This window comes from Sphingomonas sp. DMC6 (genome assembly GCF_056314225.1).
Window position 1 is genome coordinate 160,858 of sequence record NZ_JBQUYT010000003.1, and the last position, 21,144, is coordinate 182,001.

Consider the following 21,144-nt stretch of genomic DNA (forward strand, 5'->3'; position numbering starts at 1 on the left):
GCCGATACTACGCCTCTATTGGAGCGAATCCAACTGCCCTGTTCCAAAGGGCAAGATGCCGTGTCGCAACTGGTCCGCCAGCGCGCGGCCATCTTCGCCGGCGAGGCGCATCGTCTCCAGGCTGGGCGATCCATGCCGCTTGGCGAGGCGGGTGCCGTCCGGCCCGGCGAGCAGCGCGTGGTGGCGATAGGCGGGAGTCGGCAGGCCGAGCAGCGCCTGGAGCAGCCGGTGGACATGCGTTGCCGCGAACAGATCGACGCCGCGCACGACATGGGTGATGCCCTGCGCGGCATCGTCGACAGTGACGGCAAGGTGGTAGCTGGCCGGCGCATCCTTGCGCGCGAGGATCACATCGCCCGCCGCCAGCGGATCGGCGGTGACGGTGCCGGCATGCGCGTCGTGCCAGACGAGCGGGCCGGTGCGCGCAACCGCCTTCGCCATGTCGATCCGCCAGCTGTGCGGGCGCGACCAGTCGGGGTCGGCAAGCCCGCGACAGGTACCGGGATAAAGCGCGCCGTCCGGCCCGTGCGGCGCCGACAGGCTGGCGGCGATGTCGGCGCGGGTGCAGAAACAGGGATAGAGCAGCCCCATCTCCCGCAACCGGTCGAGTGCGGCCTGATAGCGCGGCAGGCGCTGCGACTGGAACGTCACCTCGCCGTCCCAGCCGAGCCCCAGCCATTCGAGATCGGCGAGGATGGCCGCGACATGCTCGGGCCGCGCGCGGGTGCCGTCGATATCCTCGATCCGCAGGCTGAACCGCCCGCCGGCAGCACGCGCAAAATCATGCGCCTGAATTGCCGACCAGGCATGACCCAGGTGAAGGCGCCCGGTCGGGCTGGGTGCAAAACGGGTGTGGATAAGCATCAATACGGCCCTTGACCGCGAGTCGCGGCATATGCTGTCATCGGGGCGTCACGCTTTTGGGCAAGAGGCGGGACACGGAAAAGTCGAGGGTGAGGTAGCGCATGTACCATCCCGATCTGATACGCCACCCGGATGGATGCCCGGCCCTGGTGCTCAATGCCGATTACACCCCGCTCAGCTATTATCCGCTCAGCGTGTGGCCTTGGCAGACGGCGATCAAGGCCATCTTCCTCGACCGGGTCGATGTGGTTTCCTATTATGAACGGGAAGTCCGAAGTCCCAGCGCGAGGCTGAAGCTGCCTTCGGTCATCGCGCTCAAACAATATGTGAAGCCTTCCCAATTCCCCGCCTTCACCCGGTTTAATCTGTTCCTTCGCGACAAGTTCGCCTGCCAATATTGCGGATCGCACCGGGATCTCACCTTCGACCACGTCATTCCCCGCGCCCAGGGCGGCCGCACCACCTGGGAAAATGTCGCCACCGCCTGCGCGCCGTGCAACCTGAAAAAGGGCGGACGCACCCCGAAACAGGCCGCGATGCCCCTCCACATCCAGCCGATCCGCCCGACCAGCTGGCAGCTGCAGGAACATGGCCGGCGCTTTCCGCCCAACCATCTGCATGAGACCTGGCACGACTGGCTCTACTGGGATGTCGAGCTGGAGGCTTGAGGGTTTCCGATCCTCCCCGGCACGGGGAGGATTATTGGCTTCTCCCCCAAATCCCGGCCAATTCTCCACGAGTGTGTTATTGCGATAACACAGATACTCGGCTAAAGCGGCACGATGGCGCGTGAGCCCGGTTCTTCTGACAGTCGATTCCCGCTGCGGCGTGCCGCCGCGCCCGAAACCGCATGGATGCCGGGCGACGACGCCCGCCCGGGCAAGCGCGAGCCGGTCTGGCGGCCGGGCATGAAGCGCGAAGCGCCGGCCGAACCGATCCCCCATGGGCCCGTTCCGCGCGGCAGCTATCCTCCTCCACCGCCCGGCGGCGGCAGCGGGGGCGGCGGCGATGGCTTGCCGCCCGACGAGGATTCGCCGATCCAGCTTCCCGCGATCCGCCGCATCCGCTGGGGGCGGTGGATCGTGCGCGGCATTGCCGCGATGATCCTGTTGTTCGTGATTGCCTTTGCCTGGCTGGCGGTGACGGCGCCGCTCTCCAAATCGCTGCGGCCGCCGGCGCCGCCGTCGATCACGCTGCTCGCCGATGACGGCACGCCGATCGCGCGGCGCGGCGCCGTCATCGGCGCGCCGGTCGATGTGAAGAAGCTGCCGCCGCATATCGCCCAGGCGTTCATCGCGATCGAGGATCGGCGTTTCTACAGCCATTGGGGTGTCGATCCGCGCGGCATCGCCCGCGCGATGTTCCATAATGTGAGCTCGGGCGGCGGATCGCAGGGCGGCAGCACGATCACGCAGCAGCTCGCCAAGAACGCCTTTCTCGACTCCCGCCGCACCTTTGGCCGCAAGGCGCAGGAAGTGCTGATCGCCTTCTGGCTGGAAGGCTGGCTGACCAAGGACGAGATCCTGTCGCGCTATCTGTCGAACGTCTATTTCGGCGATAACGTCTATGGCCTGCGCGCCGCCGCGCAGCATTATTTCTCGACCACGCCCGAGCGGCTGACGCTTAGCCAGGCGACCTTGCTGGCGGGCCTCGTCAAGGCGCCGAGCCGGCTGGCGCCGACCGGCAATCTGGACGGCGCACGCGCGCGGCAGAAGCTGGTGATCGGCGCGATGCAGGAAGCGGGCTTCATCACCGAGGACGAGGCGCGGCGGGTGCGCCCGGCGGTGCTGCACGTCAGCGAGACCGAGGAATTGCCGAACGGCACCTATTTCGCCGACTGGGTGCTCCCCCAGGCGCGCGACCGCGCCGGCGGCGTGGCGACCGAACAGACCGTCAAGACCACGCTCGACATGCGGTTGCAGCGCATGGCCGAACGGGTGGTGAAGGGCGCGGGGCTGGGCAAGACGCAGGTCGCGCTGGTCGCGATGCACCCCGATGGCCGCGTCGTGGCGATGGTGGGCGGGCGCAGCTATGGCGAAAGCCCGTTCAACCGCGCGGCCCAGGCGCAGCGCCAGCCGGGTTCGGCATTCAAGCTGTTCGTCTATCTGGCGGCGCTGCGATCGGGCATGACGCCCGACACGATGGTCGACGACAAGCCGGTGACGATCGGCGACTGGAAGCCCTCCAACGCCGATGGCCGCTATGCCGGGCGGATCACGCTGCGCCAGGCGCTCGCCAAATCGAGCAATGTCGTCGCGGCGCGACTGATCCAGCAGGTCGGCGTCGGCCGGGTGACGCAGGCGGCGCGCGACCTGGGGATTTCGACGCCGATCGGCAACGATGCCTCGATCGCGCTGGGCACCTCGACCGGGACGCTGCTCGAGCTGACCGCAGCCTATGCCGCGGTGGCGAACGGCAGCTATCCGGTGCGACCGCGCGGGCTGGATGCCGAGGAAGCCGCAGACGACTGGCTGTCGCGCCAGTTGGGCGGCGCGACGCGCTTCGGCGACCGCCAGCTCGACGATCTCCGTTCGATGCTGCAGACCGTGGTGCAGTCGGGCACCGGCCGGGCCGCGGCGCTGTCGGTACCGACCTATGGCAAGACCGGCACGACCCAGGACAGCCGCGACGCGCTGTTCGTCGGCTGGGCGGGCGATCTCGTCGTCGGCGTGTGGATCGGCAAGGACGACAACAGCCCGGTGCCGGGTGCTGCCGGCGGCGCGCTGCCGGCGCGGATCTGGCGCAGCTTCATGACGCAGGCGCTGGGCGTCGGCGCGGCGGAGGTTGCAGAGCCGACCGACGTACCCGACGACAATGCGACCATGGATGGCGACACGCTCGGTAACATCGTCCAGATCGACGACAAGGGCGTGCAGATCGACCTGAGCCGCGTGCGCGACGCAATGCCGGGCGGGCCGGACAATCCCGACAACCCCATCCCGCGGACGATCCGCGTGCCGCTGCCGGCCTCCACGCCGCGCGGCGGCGAGGCGCCAAAGCGCGACACGCAGGAATCGGGCAACCCATAGCGTTGACCGGCGGCCGTTAACGCCGCAAGGACAAGGCCATGCGCTTTTTCTCCGACAACGCCGCCGCCGTTTGCCCGCCCGTGCTGGAAGCGATGGCGCAGGCCAATGTGCTCGACACCGCTTATGACGGCGATGGCTGGTCGAAGCGGCTCGACGGCGCCTTTTCCGACCTGTTCGGAACGGCGGTTCGGGTGCTGTGGGTACCGACCGGCACGGCCGCCAATTGCCTCGCGCTGGCGACTCTTTGCCCGCCGCATGGCGGGGTGGTGTGCCACCGCGACGCGCACATCAATTGCGACGAGGGCGGCGCGCCCGAATTCTACACCCATGGCGCCAAGCTGATGGCCGCCGAGGGGCCGGGCGCGAAGCTCACCCCGGAGGCGATCGCACGGGTGATCGACCCGATCCGCAAGGACGTGCATCAGGTGCAGCCGCACGCCATCTCGATCACCAACGCGACCGAATATGGGCTGGTTTATACGCCCGACGAAGTTGCGGCGATCGGCGATATGGCGCGGACGCGCGGGCTGGGCCTGCACATGGACGGCGCGCGCTTTGCCAATGCGGTGGCGCATCTGGGCTGCCACCCCGGAGAAGTGACCTGGCGCGCAGGCGTGGACGCACTGAGCTTCGGCTTCGTCAAGAATGGCGGGATGAGCGCCGAGGCGCTGGTCTATTTCCGCACCGAACTGGCCGAGGTCGCGCTGTACCGGCGCAAACGCGCGGGGCTGTTGTTTTCCAAGGGTCGCTATCTGGCGGCGCAGCTGCTGGCGATGCTGGAGGGCGATCTGTGGCTTGCCAATGCGCGGGCGGCCAATGCCGGTGCGCGGCTGCTGGCCGAAGCAGCGGGCGACCGGCTGGTCCATCCGGTGCAGGCCAACGAAGTGTTCCTGAAGGCGACGCCCGACGAAGCCGCCCGGCTGCGCGCGCTGGGGTTCGATTTCTACGACTGGGCGGAAGGCGAAGTGCGGCTGGTGACGAGCTGGGACCAGAGCGAAGCAGCGATCCGGCCGCTCGCGCACGCGATTGCGGGGTTGTGAGGGGTAAAGAACGCGCTCCCCTCCCTGCAAGGGAGGGGCCGGGGGTGGGTGCGAGGGCGCTAGCCCGAGCTCCTGCCCTAACAGCCAGAGGCAGCGGGCGGAGCATCGAGCCCCGCCCGCTGCCAGACCCACCCCTAGCCCCTCCCTTGCAGGGAAGGGAATGCGTGTGTGGGAGCACGCCTTGATAGACTCCCCGCCCCGCTCCGCGCGCCTGTCGGTGCTGCTCCCGTTCCTGCTCGTCACGCTGATCTGGGGTTCGACCTGGCTCGTCATCAAGGATCAGCTGGCGGTCGTGCCACCGAGCTGGTCGGTCAGCTATCGCTTCGCCGTCGCGGGCGTGACGATGCTTGGCTGGGCGCTGCTGCGCCGGGAACGGCTGTGGCTCGATGCGCGCGGAATCCTATTCGCGGCGTGCCTGGGGTTCGCCCAGTTCGTGCTCAACTTCAATTTCGTCTATCGGGCGGAGGCGCATGTTACCTCGGGCGTGGTGGCGGTGGTCTATGCGCTGCTGCTGGTGCCCAATGCGATCCTCGCCCGGCTTTTCCTCGGCCAGCGCATGGGGCGACAGCTGCTGGCCGGATCGGCGGTGGCTATGGCAGGCGTCGCGCTGCTGTTCGTGCATGAGGCGCGGCTGAACCCGGTCGGCCCGCGCGAGGCGCTGATCGGCATCGGCATCGCGCTGGCGGGGGTGTTCTCCGCCTCGGTCGCCAATGTGATGCAGGCGACACAGACCGCCAAAGCCTATCCAATGGCGACGGCGCTGGGCTGGGCGATGTTGATCGGCGCGGCGATCGATGCGGGCTTTGCGCTCGCCACCACCGGTGCGCCGGTGATCGAGACGCGGCCGGCCTATCTGCTGGGCATTGCCTATCTGGGGGTGATCGGTTCCGCGATCACCTTCAGCATCTATTTCCAGCTGATCCGCACGATCGGCCCGGCCAAGGCGGCCTATACCAGCGTGCTGATCCCGGTGATCGCGATGCTGCTCTCGACCCTGTTCGAGGGCTATCGCTGGTCGCTGCTGGCGGGCGCCGGCGCGGTACTGGTGCTCGCCGGGCTGGTGCTGGCGCTGAGGGCGCGCAGGCCCAACCGGTAATCGGCATAGCGCGGCCGCCAGCCTAGCAGCCGCTTCGCCTTGCCGTTCGCGACGCGGCGGTTCTCCGCATAAAAGGCGCGCGCGGCAGGGCTGAGATCCGCCTGGTCGAGCGGCACTTCGGGGCCGGGATCGATGCCGAGCAATGCGGCGGCATAGGCAAGCACAGTGCTTTGCGGCGCGGGAAGGTCATCGGCGAGGTTGTAGATGCCGGGCGGGCCGTCGAACGCGGCGAGCACCCCGGCGACCAGATCGTCGACATGGATGCGGCTGAACACCTGCCCCGGCACCGCGACGCGCACCGCGCCCGCCGCCATCCGTTCCAGCGGCGAGCGGCCTGGGCCATAGATGCCGGGCAAGCGGAAGATTCGGGCATGGGGCAGCGTGGCCCAGGCCTGATCGGCGGCAAGCCGAGGGCCGCGCCGTCCGCGCGGGGGCGCGCTTTCATCGACCCAGCCGCCGCCCGTATCGCCATAGACGCCGGTGGAGGAGAGATAGCCGAGCCAGGCGCCGCTCCGGGCGAGGTCTTCGCCATAGGCGTCGAGCACCGGATCCGTATCGGTCGGCGGTACGCTCGACAGGATGTGGGTGGCAGCGGCGATTTCGGCGCGGGTGCGGGCAGCATCTGCGAAGGTCGCGCGGGTGACGGTGGCGGTCGCGATACCGCGCGCCTCGGCGGCCGCGAGCAGACGGGAGGCGCTGTAGCCGGGGCCGAAGATCAGCAGGCGCATAGGAAAAACTCCTCCCCGGCACGGGGAGGGGGACCAAGGCGCGCAGCGGCTTGGTGGAGGGGGAGCCCAGCACGCGGATCGCCTGTGGAGAGCCCCCTCCACCCCGCGGCTACGCCGCGCGGTCCCCCTCCCCGTGCCGGGGAGGAGCAGGAAGCATCACTTCGCGCCATAGCCCCCGAACAGCGTGCCGAAGAAGTCGCCCTTGTTCCAGCTGGGCCGCTTGTCGGCATTGGCAATGCCGAGCACCGTTTCCAGCCCGACATGCTTGAACTTCACCGCCGATTCCCAGTTGAACGGCAGGTCGATCTGGTCGGACGGCTTGTGATAGTTGTTCTTGAGGAAATATTCCTCCGCAGCCTTGCCCTCGCCGCCCGGGCCGGTGTCGATCGACACCGCCGGAATGCCCGACTGGACGAAGCTGTAATGGTCGGAGCGGACGAAGAAATTCTCCTCCGGCGACGGATCGGGCACGACGCCCAGCCCTTCGCTCTTGGCTGCCGCGACCACCGCCGGGCCGATGCTCGAGCGCTCGCCGCCCAGCACCACCAGATCCTGCAGCTTGTAGGTGAGGATCGGCATGTCGAAATTGACGTCGGCGACAAGCGCTTCTTTCGGCACCGGCGGCAGATGGGCGAAATAGTCGGAGCCGATCAGCCCCTCTTCCTCCGCCGTCAGCGCAACGAACAGCAGCGAGCGGCGAGGCTTGCGGCCCGATTCCTGGATGGTCCGGGCGATCTCCAGCACCGTCGAGGTGCCGATCGCATTATCCATCGCGCCGTTATAGATGCGGTCGCCATTCACCGGCTCGCCCAGCCCGACATGGTCGAGATGTGCCGACAGGATGACATATTGGCCCTTCAGCGCAGGGTCGCTACCCTCGATCATGCCAATAACGTTGCGGCTGTCCTTGGTGGAGATCTTGGTCTTGGCGGTAACCGCCAGCGTGACCGGCAAGGCGCCGGTGGGCATGCGGCTGCCCTTCTTTTCCGCCATCAGCACATCGAGCCAGCGGACACGGCCGCCTTCGAACAGCTTGGCCGCGCCCTCCTGGCTGACATAGCCGACGACCGGCGCGCCGGGTGCCGGCACATGCACCACGCCTTCGGGATCGGCCCAGCCATGGCGGGCATAGTTGTAGAAGGGCACGATCGCCTTGAAGGCATATTCGCTGTGCCGCGCCTGCGATTCGAGGATGATCACCGCCTTGGCGCCGCGCGCTTCGGCCAGCCGCGCCTTCTGGTCGTCATCGCTGAAATGGGCGGCGACTTCGCTCGCCAGCCCCTTGGGTGTGCCGGGCAGGATCGCGACGATCTTCCCCTTCACGTCCAGACCCTGATATTCGTCGAGCTTGCCCTCGGGATAGACGATGCCATAGCCGGCAAAAACCACGCCCCCGCCCGCCGTGAAATCCGGGCTGCTGGGCACCGGGCCGTTGAAGAAATCTTCCCCGAACGTGAAGGGCACGGCCACCCCACCCCGCGTGAGCGTCCAGCTCGCCTTTTCGGCGGGGCGATAGGTGGCGAGCTTGACCGGCTGGAACCAGCTGCCGTCGCCACCCGCCGGCTTCAGCCCCATCGCCAGCATGCGCGCCGCGACATATTCGGCCGCCACATCGAAATCGCGCGTCCCTGCCTCGCGCCCGCGCAGCGCGTCCGATGCGAGGAACTGGACATGCGCCTTCAGCCCGGCCTGTTCGGGCGTGAGCGGCGCGGCGGGCGCCTGTGCCGCCGGCTTGGGCGCAGCCGTTTGCGCATAGGCAGGCGCGGCGAGCAACAACAGCGCCGCTAGCGATCGAAGCATCCTCTATCCCCCCGTCTTCGTGTCGTTACTTCGCGCCCGGACCGTCATAGGTCAGGCCGAAGAAATCCCCCTTGTTCCACACCGGCCGCTGGCCGCCATCGGCAATGGCGCGGGCGATGCGATAGTTCACGTCGACGAAGCGCACGCCCGATTCCCAGTTGAGCGCCGGCTGCTGGTCGATCTGGTCCGACGGCTGGTGATAATGGTTCTTCATGAAGTCATCGATCGCCGCACGGCCCGGCCCGCCCGCACCCGGCCACAGGAACACCGACGGCACGCCCTTGCGCACGAAGTTATAGTGGTCCGAACGGACGAAGATATTCTCGCCCGGCAGCGGATCGTCTGACATCTTCACGCCGATCTCGGCCGCTGCCTTGGCGACGATCGGCCCCAGCGTCGAATGGTTGGCGCCGTACACGACGATATCCTGAAACGGATAGGTGATGATCGGCATGTCGAGATTGACGTCCGCCACGATCGTCCCCGGCACCGTCGGGTGATTGGCGAAATAGTCCGAACCGATCAGCCCCTTTTCCTCGGCCGTGACAGCGAGGAACAGCACCGAGCGGCGCGGCTGGCTGTTGGTGTTCTTGAACCGCTTCGCTTCCTCGATCAGCGAGGCGATGCCGATCGCATCGTCGAGGGCGCCATTGTTGATCGTGTCGCCCTTCGCATCGGGCTTGCCCACGCCGATATGGTCGAGATGGGCGGAGAGCACGACCACTTCGCCTGCGAGCCTGGGGTCGCTGCCCGGGATGAAGCCCGCGACATTATAACTCGTCACCGTCGTCAGCCGGGTCTTGGCCGCCACCGTCAGCGTGGCCGGCAGCAGCTCGGGCTTGAAGCGGGCGCCATCGACTTCGGCCGTCGTGAGGACCGTCGCCCAGGGCGTTTTCGCGCCTTCGAACAGCTTGGCGGCGCCGGTCAGGCTCAGCATGCCGAGATTGGGCGTGCCCGGCGCAGGAATATGGCCGGTGCCGTCGGCCGCACCCCAGGTGACGCGCGGGCGGCCGGCAAAGGCCGCCATCATAGAGAAAGGCCGGCCGTGCATCGCCGGCGGGCCTTCCAGCGTGATATAGCCGATCGCGCCGCGCTTGCGAGCGATCTCGGCACGGGCGGTGCTGCCCTGGAAATGGGCGCCTTCCTCGCCGGTGATGGCGGAGGGGACGGCGCCGAAAAAGGCGACGATCTTCCCCTTCACGTCCACGCCCTTGTAGTCGTCGCGGCCCATGCCGACGATGCCGTAGCCGACGAACACCACCGGCGCGGTGAGGCTGTATTCCGGCCGTTCGGGGTTGGCGGCAGCGATGAAATCCTTGCCCGATTCAAGCGCGAGTGGCGCCGCCTTGCCGCGACCCAGCGCCATCGCGCCGGCCCCGTCGAGGCGATAGGTGACCAGCGGCACTTTCTGCAGATAACCGCCATCGTCGCCCATCGGCTTCAGTCCGGCTGCATAGAATTGCGACGCGACATATTGCGCGGCGATGTCGAACTCCGGCGAACCCGCCTCGCGTCCCTTCATCGCATCGGAGGCAAGGAACATCACATGGCTCTTGAGCGCCGCCTGATCGGCCGGCAGCGGCGCCGTGATGACGGCGTTCCGCTCGACGGCCGACTGGGCAAAGGCCGGGGCAGCCGCAAGCAGCAGAAGGGCAAGCGGCGCAGTCGTTCGATGCATCGGTATTCCCTGGAAGTCGCAATAATGTTTCAAACCTAGCAGCGGTTCGGATGCGGTCAATTCCCTCCCCCGACACAGGCGCTTCGGCGGGCAGCGGTCGCTTCGCTCACGGAAATCGACAGAATGATGTAGCGGTGCCGGGGCTTGGCTCTATATCGGGCGCTGTATGACCGATGCCCGTACCGCAACCGAAGCCCCCCGGATCATTCGTCGTGAGGACTATCGTGTCCCCGACTGGCTGGTGCCGGAAATCGCCCTCGACTTCGATCTCGACCCCGCCGCAACGCAGGTGCGGGCGACGCTGACCGTCACCCGCAATGGCGCACATGACCGGCCGCTGGTGCTGAACGGCGATGGCCTCACCGCCCAGACGGTGCGCGTCGACGGTGCCGAGGCGGCCGGCTGGCAGATGGACGGCGCCGATCTGGTGGTTCCGCTTGCCGGCAACAGCCACCAGATCGAAACCGAAGTGGTGATCGCGCCCGAGCGCAACACCCAGCTTCAGGGGCTCTATGCCTCGTCGGGCATGCTGTGCACCCAGTGCGAGGCGGAAGGATTCCGCCGCATCACCTTCTTTCCCGACCGGCCCGATGTCCTGTCGAAGTACAAGGTTCGGATGGCAGCCGACAAGGCGCGCTTCCCGGTGCTGCTAGCCAATGGCGACCCGATCGCGCAGGGCGATCTGGACGGCGGCCGCCACTGGGCCGAATGGCACGACCCGTTCCCCAAGCCGAGCTATCTGTTCGCGCTGGTCGCGGGCGATCTGGTTGCCAACAAGGGCAGCTTCACCACCATGTCCGGGCGCGAAGTGCAGCTCGGCATCTGGGTCCGCTCGCCCGACCTGCCCAAGACCGACCATGCGCTTCACGCCCTCAAGCTCAGCATGAAGTGGGACGAGGAGGTCTATGGCCGCGAATATGACCTCGACGTGTTCAACATCGTCGCGGTCGACGATTTCAATTTCGGCGCGATGGAGAACAAGGGGCTGAACGTCTTCAACAGCCGCTACATCCTTGCCGACCCCGATACCGCGACCGACTGGGACTATGATGCGATCGCCGCGGTCGTCGCGCACGAATATTTCCACAACTGGTCGGGCAATCGCGTCACCTGCCGCGACTGGTTCCAGCTGAGCCTGAAGGAAGGCTTCACCGTCTTCCGCGACCAGAGCTTCTCGGCCGATCAGGGATCGGCAGCGGTCAAGCGGATCGAGGATGTACGCTCGCTTCGCGCCAGCCAGTTTCCCGAGGATGCCGGCCCGCTCGCCCACCCGGTGCGCCCCGACGAATATATCGAGATTTCGAACTTCTACACGGCGACCATCTACAACAAGGGCGCCGAGCTGATCCGGATGATGGCGACCATCCTGGGCCCGCAGAAGTTCCGCGCCGCGACCGACATCTATTTCGATCGCTTCGACGGCACCGCTGCCACCTGCGAGGATTTCGTACGCTGCATGGAAGAAGCCGGCGGCGTCGATCTCGGCCAGTTCCGCCGCTGGTACAGCCAGGCGGGTACGCCGCGCGTTTCCGCGACGCTGACGCAGGAAGGGGGCACCACGCGCCTGGCGCTCGCCCAGACGGTGCCGCCGACGCCGGGCCAGCCGGCAAAGGACGCGATGGTCCTGCCGCTCAAAATCCGCCTGTTCGGCGAAGCGAGCGGCACGCCGCTGACCGAAGAGCAGCTGGTGCTGCTCGACCAGCCCGAGCAGGAACTGCGCTTCGACGGACTGGGCGAACGCGCCGTGCTGTCGATCAACCGCGGCTTTTCCGCCCCGGTGATCGTCGACGCCAATCGCAGCGCAACCGACCTCGCCTTCCTGTCCGCGCATGACGACGACCCCTTCGCCCGGTACGAGGCGATGCAGCAGCTGATGCTCGATACGCTGGTCGCCGCCGTGACCAGCGGCAAGGGCGACCATGTCGCGCTGATCGATGCCGTACGCAACACGCTGACCGACCAGACGCTGGACCGCGCCTTTATCGGCGAAGCGGTGCTGCTGCCTTCGGACAGCTTCATCGGTGATCAGATGGCCGTGGTCGATCCCGAGGCGATCTTCCATGCCCGCGAGGCGCTGCGCGCCGATCTGGGCCGGGCGCTGGAGACCGAATGGCGCGCCGCCTATGAAGGCGCGCGGGCCAATCGTTTCGAATATTCGCCGGCAGCCAAGGGCGCGCGGCGGCTGAAGAATGTTGCGCTCGGCTATATCGCCGCGAGCGGCGCGCAGGACGCAGCCGAGCTGGCCTTTGCCCAGTTCGAGGCTGCCGACAACATGACCGACCGCCAGGGCGGTCTCGCGACGCTGGCCAACGGCACGTCGACGCTGCGCGAGCGCGCGCTGGCCGGCTTTTACGACCGCTATGCCGGCAATGCGCTGGTGCTCGACAAATGGTTCCAGACCCAGGCGCTGTCGTCGCGCGACGATACGGCCGACGCCGTCGAGCGACTGGCGCACCACCCCGACTTCACGCTGGCCAACCCGAACCGGGCGCGCGCGCTGATCGGTGCGTTCAGCGTCAACCAGCGCGCCTTCCACGATCCTTCGGGCCGTGGCTATCGGTTCGTGGCAGACCAGCTGATCGCGCTCGACCGGCTTAACCCCCAGACCGCGGCCAAGCTGGTGCCGCCGCTCGGGCGGTGGAAGCGGTTCGACGCAGACCGCGCCGCCAAGATGCGAGCCGAGCTGGAACGCATCGTTGCAGCGCCGGGCCTGAGCAAGGACATGTTCGAACAGGCGACGAAGTCGCTCGACGGATGATCGGGCAGGCCCGGCCCGCAATCACTGCGGCCGGGTCTGGCCTGACTTATTTACCGCGTTCGGCGAGCTTGCGTTCCCAGGCCAGCGCGTCGCGGACGATGCCGTTCAGATCGTCATGCTTCGGCCGCCACGGCAGCGCCGCGAGGATTGCGCTGTTGTCGGCCACCAGCGCATCGGGATCACCGGCGCGGCGGCCTTCCAGCCGGCGCTCGATCGTCATGTTGGTCACGCGATCGACCGCGTCGAGCACTTCGAGCACCGAGAAGCCGCGGCCATAGCCGGCGTTGAGCGTGTGGTTTTCCTCCGGCCGTGCGATCAGCAGGTCGAGCGCGTCGACATGCGCCGCGGCGAGGTCCGTCACATGGATATAGTCGCGCACGCCAGTACCGTCGGGGGTGGCGAAATCGGTGCCGAACACGCTGACATGGCTGCGCTTGCCGGTCGCCGCTTCTACCGCGACCTTGATCAGATGGGTGGCGCCTGCCGTCGACTGGCCGCTGCGCCCCTGCGGATCGGCACCGGCAACGTTGAAATAGCGCAGCGCGCAATAGTTGATCGGGTGCGCGGCAGCGACATCCTTCAGCATGATCTCGGTCATCAGCTTCGACATGCCATAGGGATTGATCGGCGCCTTCGGCGTATCCTCGCGCACCGGCACCTGTTCGGGAATGCCGTACGTGGCCGCCGTCGAGGAGAAGATGAAATGCTTCACGCCTTCGGCGACCGCGCTTTCGATCAGCGCGCGGCTGGCGGCGGTGTTGTTGCGATAATATTTGAGCGGATCGGTCACCGATTCCGGCACCACTACCGATCCGGCGAAATGCATGACGGCAATCACGCCATGCTCGCGCATTGCCGCGCGGACAGTTGCGTCGTCCTCGATATTGGCAATCACCAAAGTCGCGCGCGGATCGACGGCCCAATCGAAGCCGGTGACGAGATTGTCCACCACCACCACGCGCCAGCCCGCATCGAGCAATGCCAGCACCGCATGGCTGCCGATATAGCCCGCACCACCCGTAACCAGAACCGTACCGTCACGCATCACACAGTCCCCTTTGTTCCGCCCGCCCTTCACCCTATCTTCGGGCCTCAAGCAAGGAGTTCGTCATGGCAATCGAAACGGCTACCCTCGCCGGGGGATGCTTCTGGTGCACCGAAGCGGTGTTCAACGACGTGATCGGCGTGCAGGCGGTCGAAAGCGGCTATATCGGCGGCACCAAGGAAAACCCGACCTACAAGGAAGTGTGCACCGGCACGACCGGCCATGCGGAGGCGATTCGCGTCAGCTTCGACAATGACGTGGTCAGTTATGGCGATCTGCTCGACATTTTCCTGGCGACGCATGACCCGACCCAGCTCAACCGCCAGGGCAACGACATCGGCACCCAATATCGCTCGGCGATCTTCCCGCACTCCGCCGAGCAGGAACGCGAGGCACTGGACGCGATCGAGCGTGCCCGGCCCGACTGGCCGGCGCCTATCGTCACCGCGATCGAACCGCTGGGCCAGTGGTGGCCGGCCGAAGACTATCACCAGGAATATTGGCAGGGCGAGGGGCAGCGTAACCCCTATTGCCTCGCCGTCATTCCGCCCAAACTCCGCAAGCTGCGCAAGAGCTTTGCCGCACGAACGAAAGAGGGCGCGTCCCTGTAACAGGTCGCGCCCTCCCACGGGGGGGTTAATCCGCTGCGTGCCGCCCCCGGCCGCAGCGTCCAAAAACCTCGTCCCGCGCCCCAACCAAGGTCGCGTCAACGATGTTCGGCTCCGCTCTCAAAGAGACAAATGCTTTGCGCGTTTCGGCAAATTGCTGAAACGCGCACGACTTTCCGCATACCGTCCATTATTACGAAACGTCGTGAACACGCACGCCTCCATCTTGCCGCACCCGATCTTTTTCTGAACGCAGGGCTACGAACAGTTGGCGAGTCTATGGTTTGCGGCGCGTCTGTAAAGAATCGTATACGCGCGACATACCCATTTTGAGAAAAATGAAACCGGTTTCAGCCGCGGGGAGCGGCCGCGCGGGCAAGCCGGTCGTTGATCGCTACACCCAGGCCCAGCATCGGCACCGGCGCGACAGCGATGCATTGCGCCGGCGCGGCATCGGCGGCATGCAGCGCATCGAACAGCCGCGCCGCCGCCTCGCGCAGGTCGCCGGTGGCGGACAGCGTATCGTCGCCATCCACCGGGCCGAAGCCGATCATCCATTCGCCCGGCATTGGCGCACGCGCCTCCAGCCGCACGGGCTTGGACGGGGCATAATGGCTGGATAGCTGGCCGGGCGCGGTAATCGCGCTGCCCTCCGCCGCCGCCACCGCATAGCCTCCCAGCGCCTCGGCCGTAATCGGCCCCGGGCGCAGGATCAGCCGCGCGCGCGGATCGACGATGGTCGATTCGATCCCCTGCGCGGTCGCGCCGTCGTCGATCACCAGCGGAATGCGCCCGGCCAGGCTGGCGGCGACATGCGCGGCGCGCGTAGGGCTGATGCCGCCGCTGGCATTGGCGGAGGGCGCAGCGAGCGCGCACCCGCTGGCGGCGAGCAGCGCCTGCATCGCCCGGTGCGCGGGCATCCGCACCGCCACGGTATCGAGCCCCGCCGTCACCAGACTGGCGACCGGCGCGCCGGGGGCGAGCGGCACCACCATGGTGAGCGGCCCGGGCCAGAATCGCGCCGCCAGCGCGCGCGCTTCCGCATCGAACCGCGCGATCTTCTCCGCCACCGCCATGTCGGCGACATGGACGATCAGCGGGTTGAACGACGGCCGCCCCTTGGCTGCGTAAATGCCCGCCACTGCCTGCGAATCACTCGCGTCGGCGGCGAGCCCGTAGACGGTTTCGGTGGGCACCGCGACGCACTGGCCGGCGCGAATCAGCGCGGCGGCTTCGGCAATCGCGGCGGTGCCGTAGGGTAAGATTCGCGGATTTGTCGGGCTCACCGGGAAGGCGCTATAGCCTGGGGAAACAGACGACAAGTGAGAGGTAGCATGTTCACCCCCGCCACCGCCGAGCAGCGTTTCGTGCTCGACCATATCGTCCGCCTGCACGAGATCAGCGAAGAGGCAACGCCCGACCTGGTTGATGCGGTGCTGGATGGCGCGGGCCAGTTCGCCGCCGGCGAATGGGCGCCGCTCGAACGGCTGGGCGATACCGAAGGCGCGCGCTGGACCGAACAGGGCGTGAAGATGCCGGCGGGGTTTGCCCAGGCCTATCGCGCCTTTGTCGAGGGCGGCTGGGGCACGATCGGCTCGCCGGCCGATTTCGGCGGGCAGGGCCTGCCGGTCAGCCTGTCGATCGCGGTGCTGGAAACGCTGGGCACCGCCAATATGGGCTTCTGCCTGTGCCCGGTGCTGACGGTCGGCGCGGTCGAGGCGCTGCAGCATCACGGCTCGCCCGAGCAGCAGGCGCTCTATCTGCCGAAGCTCGCCACTGGCGAATGGACCGGCACGATGAACCTCACCGAGCCGCAGGCGGGCTCCGATGTCGGCGCGCTCAAGACCAAGGCCGAGCCGGTGGGCGACGGCACGTGGAAGATCAAGGGCACCAAGATCTACATCTCGTTCGGCGACCATGACATGGCCGACAATATCGTCCACCTCGTCCTCGCCCGCACGCCGGGCGCGCCGGCGGGGACCAAGGGCCTGTCGCTGTTTCTGGTGCCGAAGTACCGGCTGAATGCGGACGGCACGCCCGGCGCGTTCAACGACGTCCGCGTCGTTTCGATCGAGCACAAGATGGGCCTGCACGCCTCGCCCACCTGCGTGCTGAGCTTCGGCGATAACGACGACTGCATCGGCGAGCTGATCGGCCCCGAGCTGGGCGGCATCCGCGCGATGTTCACGATGATGAACAACGCCCGGCTCAATGTCGGCCTGCAGGGCGTGCAGGTCGCCGAGCGCGCCACCCAGCGCGCGGTCGCCTATGCCCGCGAGCGGGTGCAGGGATATCGTGGCGGCGCGCCGGTGGCGATCGTCGAGCATCCCGATGTCCGCCGCATGCTGCTCCGGATGAAGGCGCAGACCCAGGCGGCGCGCGCGCTGGTCTATTACGCCTTCGGCCAGCTCGATCGCGGCCGTGCCGGGGATACCGAGGCCGACAAGCGCGTCGAGTTGCTCACCCCGCTCGCCAAGGCGCATGCGACCGATCTCGGCAACGAAGTCGCCAGCCTCGGGCTGCAGGTGCATGGCGGCATGGGCTATATCGAGGAGACCGGCGCCGCCCAGCATTTCCGCGACGCCCGCATCACCCCGATCTACGAAGGCACCAACGGCATCCAGGCCGCCGATCTGGTCGGCCGCAAGCTGAGCATGGACAATGGCGCAACGCTGCTCGGCCTGCTCGCCGACATGCGCGCCGAGGCCGAGGACGCGGTGCTGCTGCAATTGATCGACCTGTGCGAGGAGGTCGGCCGCAACCTGCTAGGCTCCGACGCGGACGACCGGCTGGCGGCGAGCTATCCGTTCCTGACGATGCTGTCGGTGGCGGTATGTGGCTGGCTGATGGAGAAGAGCGGCCGGCTGGCGGCGCAGAGCGAGGGCGAACCGGGCTTCCTGAACATGAAGCAGGCGGCGGCGCGCTTCTATGTCGAGCAGATCGTGCCCGAGGCGCTCGGCCTGCGTGCGGCGGCGATGGCGAAGGCGGCGGTGCTGTACGCGGTGGAGGCAGAGGCGTTCGCGGCGTGAAGAATGCCCCGCCGGGGGGGGGCCCGCGCGGCGGGTCGGAGGGGGAGGTGAGCGATGTATCCCCCGACGGGATGCCTTCTCCCGCCTTTCAGCCTTTGGCGGGCTTTCGGCTCACCCAACCGCAGACAGCCTCTCGCGCCGTTTCCAACATCCGGGCGAGATCTTCCGTTGAACCCTCCCATTTGCGGGCAAATTCACTTCCGTCATCCGTGTCCACGGAGGCCGCCAGTACCGCGATGCGGCCATCTGCGGGCGGTTCGATAGCAATCTGGAAGCACTCGAAGCGCCGCAGGCCGGGAAGATAGGCAAATCTGTTGGGTGCCCCAGCCCATTCGCGGATGAGCTGCAACCCATGTGCCTCCGCCCATTCGTCAATCAGCGAATCTACCGCAGCATAGGCTGTCATGGAAACAGGTTGCCGAAGCGAACAGCAGGCTTCAAGAGAATTGCTCGTGGCCCGTGCTCCAGCCTTCGCAGAGCACCAGTAAGGAGCGCCCCGTCCCCGCTCTTCGGGCAAGCGCCCGTCGACGGAAACGCCGGCGCCCCCACCCCTCACGCCATATCAAGCACGATCCGCCCCTCGATCTCGCCCTTGTGCATCCGTTCGAACACGCTGTTGATGTTCTCGAGCTTCTCGGTCGCCACCGTCGCGCGGACCTTGCCCTGGCCGGCAAAGTCGAGCGCCTCCTGCAGGTCGAGCCGGGTGCCGACGATCGAGCCGCGCACGGTGATGCCGTTCAGCACCGTGTCGAAGATCGACAGCGGGAAGTCGCCCGGCGGCAGGCCGTTCAGCGAGACGGTGCCGCCGCGCCCGACCATGCCCAGCGCCTGCTGGAACGCCTTGGTCGACACCGCCGTCACCAGCACGCCGTTGGCGCCGCCGACGCTCTTCTTCACGAACGCGACCGGGTCTTCGTTACGCGCATTGACCGTCAGCTCGGCGCCGAGCTTCTTTGCAAGGTCGAGCTTCGCGTCGTCAATGTCGACGGCGATAACGTTGAGCCCCATCGCCTTGGCATATTGCACCGCCATATGGCCGAGCCCGCCAATACCCGAGATCGCCACCCAGTCGCCCGGCTTGGTGTCGGTGACCTTCAGCCCCTTGTACACGGTGACGCCCGCGCACAGCACCGGGGCGATCTCCACGAAGCCGACATTGTCGGGCAGGATGCCGACATAATTCGGGTCAGCCAGCACATAGTCGGCAAAGCCGCCATTCACCGAATAGCCGGTATTCTGCTGGCTTTCGCACAACGTCTCCCAGCCGCCCAGGCAATGCACGCAGTGGCCGCAGGCGGTGTAGAGCCACGGCACGCCGACCCGGTCGCCTTCCTTGACATGGGTGACGCCGGCACCGACCGCCGCGACGTGGCCGACGCCTTCATGGCCCGGAATGAAGGGCGGCTTGGGCTTGACCGGCCAGTCTCCCTCAGCGGCGTGGAGATCGGTGTGGCAGACGCCGCTGGCGGCGATCTTCACCAGAATCTGGCCCGGCCCGACCTGCGGCACCGGCACTTCCTCGATCACCAGCGGCTTGCCGAATTCACGGACGACGGCGGCTTTCATGGTCTTGAGCATGATGGTTCCTCTCCCGATGTTCAGAACAGACCGCGCGCGGCGGTGTCGTAGCTGACCAGCAGATTCTTGGTCTGCTGATAGTGATCGAGCATCATCTTGTGAGTTTCGCGCCCGAAGCCCGATTCCTTGTACCCGCCGAACGCCGCGTGCGCGGGATAGACATGGTAGCAATTGGTCCAGACGCGTCCGGCCTCGATCGCGCGGCCGATCTCGTACGCATGGGTGCCGTTGCGGCTCCATACGCCGCCGCCCAGGCCATAAACCGTGTCATTGGCGATCTCGATCGCCTCTTCCACGGTCTTGAAGCTGGTGACCGACAGGACGGGCCCGAAGATTTCCTCCTGGAAGATGCGCATCTTGTTGTTGCCGGTAAACACGGTGGGGCGCACGAAATAGCCCTGGTCGAGCTCGCCGCCGGGCAGCGCGCGTTCGCCGCCGGTCAGGCACTGCGCGCCTTCACCCTTGCCGATGTCGATATAGCCGAGGATCTTGTGGAGCTGGTCCTCCGATGCCTGCGGACCCATCTGCGTCGCGGGATCGAGCGGATCGCCGACGCGGATCGCGGCCACACGGGCGACGGCGCGTTCGACAAACTTGTCGAAGATCGATTCATGCACCAGCGCGCGGCTGGGGCAGGTGCAGACTTCGCCCTTGTTGAAGGCGAACAGGGCGAAACCCTCCAGCGCCTTGTCGAGGAAGGCATCGTCTTCCTGCATCACATCGGCCAGGAAGATGTTGGGCGACTTGCCGCCCAGCTCCATCGTCTGCGGGATCAGATGCTCGGCGGCATATTGCATGATCTGCCGGCCGGTGGTGGTCTCGCCGGTGAAGCTGACCTTGCCGATGCGCGGATTGGCGGCGATGGCGCGGCCGACCGAGGCGCCCGGCCCGGTAACGATGTTGACCACGCCCGGCGGCAGGATGTCGGCCGTCAACTCGGCGAAGAGGAGCAGGCTGAGCGGGGTCTGCGAGGCCGGCTTGATGATAGTGCAATTGCCCGCCGCCAGTGCCGGGGCGATCTTCCACGCCGCCATCAGCAGCGGGAAGTTCCACGGGATGATCTGGCCGACCACGCCGACCGGTTCCTTGAAATGATAGGCGATGGTCTTTTCGTCGATCGTCGAGATCGTGCCTTCGGCGGCGCGGACGCAGCCGGCGAAATAGCGGAAATGGTCGATCGCCAGCGGCACATCGGCGGCGCGCGTCTCGCGGATCGGCTTGCCGTTATCCATCGTCTCGGCGAGCGCGAGCAGCTCCAGATTTGCTTCCATCCGGTCGGCGACGCGGTTGAGGATCAGCGCGCGCTCCTGCGGCGAAACGGCGGCCCAGCGGCGCCGCGCGGCATGGGCGGCGTCGAGCGCGCCCTCGACATCGGCGGGCGTCGACTGGGCAATTTCGGCGAGCGGCTTGCCGTTGATCGGGCTGTGGTCGGTGAACCAGCGGCCCTCAATGGGATCGACCCAACGGCCGCCGATGAAATTGCCATAGCGGGCCGGCTGATGGCCCTGGGTCCGCACGGTCTGGATCGCTTGCTCGAACATCGCTTCCCTCCGAGACTTCGGGGCGCGCCACGATGGCTTGCGCCCGGATCGTCGGAAGGGATGCGCCTGACAGCGCGAATACCCTATTCGGAGAGGTGCTTAGGGAGGTTTCCTGATTCCCCGGTGCCGCCCGCAGCGGCTTCCGCTTCTTCGGGCTGTTCGCGGCGCTTCTGGATCGACTCCGTGGCTTCGGCGCGTGTGGGATCGAACAGATGGCCAAAGGCGAGGCCGAGCATCAGCGCCACTCCGCCTGCCCGACCACGGGCGTTACGCCGCCCTACCCGCACCAGCAGCGGGATGGCGGCGAGTATAGCGATTGCGATCGCCCATTGCATCAGGGCGTGCACCGG

17 protein-coding genes are annotated in these 21,144 nt (G+C 67.0%); 7 read left to right on the forward strand and 10 right to left on the reverse strand.

Annotated features, from left to right (window positions below):
* Positions 1–15: 15 nt before the first annotated feature.
* On the reverse strand, positions 16–864 hold the full coding sequence (gene gluQRS, locus ACT53M_RS08065; RefSeq protein WP_476232598.1) for a tRNA glutamyl-Q(34) synthetase GluQRS: 849 nt from the start codon (positions 862–864) through the stop codon (positions 16–18).
* 101 nt (positions 865–965) lie between these two features.
* On the opposite strand from gluQRS, the gene ACT53M_RS08070 reads away from it, so the two are divergent.
* The 4 genes from ACT53M_RS08070 to ACT53M_RS08085 all read left to right on the forward strand — a co-directional run bounded on the left by ACT53M_RS08070 (position 966) and on the right by ACT53M_RS08085 (position 6,029).
* On the forward strand, positions 966–1,532 hold the full coding sequence (locus ACT53M_RS08070; protein ID WP_476228582.1) for an HNH endonuclease: 567 nt from the start codon (positions 966–968) through the stop codon (positions 1,530–1,532).
* Between the two features lie 114 nt (positions 1,533–1,646).
* Positions 1,647–3,893 (forward strand): transglycosylase domain-containing protein, encoded by a 2,247-nt coding sequence (locus ACT53M_RS08075; RefSeq protein ID WP_476232599.1) that lies wholly within the window; start codon positions 1,647–1,649, stop codon positions 3,891–3,893.
* 38 nt (positions 3,894–3,931) lie between these two features.
* Entirely contained in the window at positions 3,932–4,933 is a 1,002-nt protein-coding gene (locus tag ACT53M_RS08080) for a threonine aldolase family protein (RefSeq protein WP_476232600.1), read from the forward strand.
* A 160-nt stretch (positions 4,934–5,093) separates the two neighbouring features.
* On the forward strand, positions 5,094–6,029 hold the full coding sequence (locus tag ACT53M_RS08085; protein WP_476232601.1) for a DMT family transporter: 936 nt from the start codon (positions 5,094–5,096) through the stop codon (positions 6,027–6,029).
* Here the strand turns inward: ACT53M_RS08085 and ACT53M_RS08090 are convergent.
* The 3 genes from ACT53M_RS08090 to ACT53M_RS08100 form a co-directional block, all read right to left on the reverse strand.
* Positions 5,939–6,757, reverse strand: coding sequence for a Rossmann-fold NAD(P)-binding domain-containing protein (locus ACT53M_RS08090; RefSeq protein ID WP_476232602.1), 819 nt, complete (start codon positions 6,755–6,757; stop codon positions 5,939–5,941). The two genes, ACT53M_RS08085 and ACT53M_RS08090, sit on opposite strands and share 91 nt — an antisense overlap.
* 156 nt (positions 6,758–6,913) lie before the next feature.
* Positions 6,914–8,557, reverse strand: a complete 1,644-nt coding sequence (locus ACT53M_RS08095; RefSeq protein ID WP_476232603.1) for a M28 family peptidase — start codon at positions 8,555–8,557, stop codon at positions 6,914–6,916.
* Positions 8,558–8,582: 25 nt separating this feature from the next.
* On the reverse strand, positions 8,583–10,235 hold the full coding sequence (locus tag ACT53M_RS08100) for a M28 family metallopeptidase (protein ID WP_476232604.1): 1,653 nt from the start codon (positions 10,233–10,235) through the stop codon (positions 8,583–8,585).
* 166 nt (positions 10,236–10,401) lie between these two features.
* On the opposite strand from ACT53M_RS08100, the gene pepN reads away from it, so the two are divergent.
* Positions 10,402–12,993, forward strand: a complete 2,592-nt coding sequence (pepN, locus tag ACT53M_RS08105) for an aminopeptidase N (protein WP_476232605.1) — start codon at positions 10,402–10,404, stop codon at positions 12,991–12,993.
* A gap of 46 nt (positions 12,994–13,039) precedes the next feature.
* On the opposite strand, the gene galE is transcribed toward pepN, so the two are convergent.
* Positions 13,040–14,038 (reverse strand): UDP-glucose 4-epimerase GalE, encoded by a 999-nt coding sequence (galE, locus tag ACT53M_RS08110; RefSeq protein WP_476228573.1) that lies wholly within the window; start codon positions 14,036–14,038, stop codon positions 13,040–13,042.
* A gap of 65 nt (positions 14,039–14,103) precedes the next feature.
* On the opposite strand from galE, the gene msrA reads away from it, so the two are divergent.
* Positions 14,104–14,649: a peptide-methionine (S)-S-oxide reductase MsrA gene (gene msrA / locus ACT53M_RS08115; RefSeq protein ID WP_476228572.1), complete on the forward strand. Its 546-nt coding sequence runs from the start codon at positions 14,104–14,106 to the stop codon at positions 14,647–14,649.
* 347 nt (positions 14,650–14,996) lie between these two features.
* Here msrA and ACT53M_RS08120 read toward each other — a convergent pair whose 3' ends face one another.
* The gene (locus ACT53M_RS08120; protein ID WP_476232606.1) at positions 14,997–15,932 is read right to left on the reverse strand and encodes an L-threonylcarbamoyladenylate synthase; all 936 of its coding nucleotides are present in this window, start codon (positions 15,930–15,932) and stop codon (positions 14,997–14,999) included.
* Positions 15,933–15,980: 48 nt separating this feature from the next.
* Between ACT53M_RS08120 and ACT53M_RS08125 the strand changes: the two genes are divergently transcribed.
* On the forward strand, positions 15,981–17,675 hold the full coding sequence (locus ACT53M_RS08125; protein WP_476232607.1) for an acyl-CoA dehydrogenase: 1,695 nt from the start codon (positions 15,981–15,983) through the stop codon (positions 17,673–17,675).
* 88 nt (positions 17,676–17,763) lie between these two features.
* Here ACT53M_RS08125 and ACT53M_RS08130 read toward each other — a convergent pair whose 3' ends face one another.
* From ACT53M_RS08130 to ACT53M_RS08145, 4 genes are all read right to left on the reverse strand, one after another.
* Entirely contained in the window at positions 17,764–18,081 is a 318-nt protein-coding gene (locus ACT53M_RS08130; protein ID WP_476232608.1) for a hypothetical protein, read from the reverse strand.
* 146 nt (positions 18,082–18,227) lie between these two features.
* Positions 18,228–19,253: an alcohol dehydrogenase AdhP gene (gene adhP / locus ACT53M_RS08135; protein WP_476232610.1), complete on the reverse strand. Its 1,026-nt coding sequence runs from the start codon at positions 19,251–19,253 to the stop codon at positions 18,228–18,230.
* A 20-nt stretch (positions 19,254–19,273) separates the two neighbouring features.
* Complete coding sequence (locus ACT53M_RS08140) at positions 19,274–20,794, reverse strand: aldehyde dehydrogenase family protein (RefSeq protein ID WP_476232611.1); 1,521 nt, start codon at positions 20,792–20,794, stop codon at positions 19,274–19,276.
* 83 nt (positions 20,795–20,877) lie between these two features.
* Positions 20,878–21,141 (reverse strand): hypothetical protein, encoded by a 264-nt coding sequence (locus ACT53M_RS08145; protein ID WP_476232612.1) that lies wholly within the window; start codon positions 21,139–21,141, stop codon positions 20,878–20,880.
* Between the last annotated feature and the right edge of the window lie 3 nt (positions 21,142–21,144).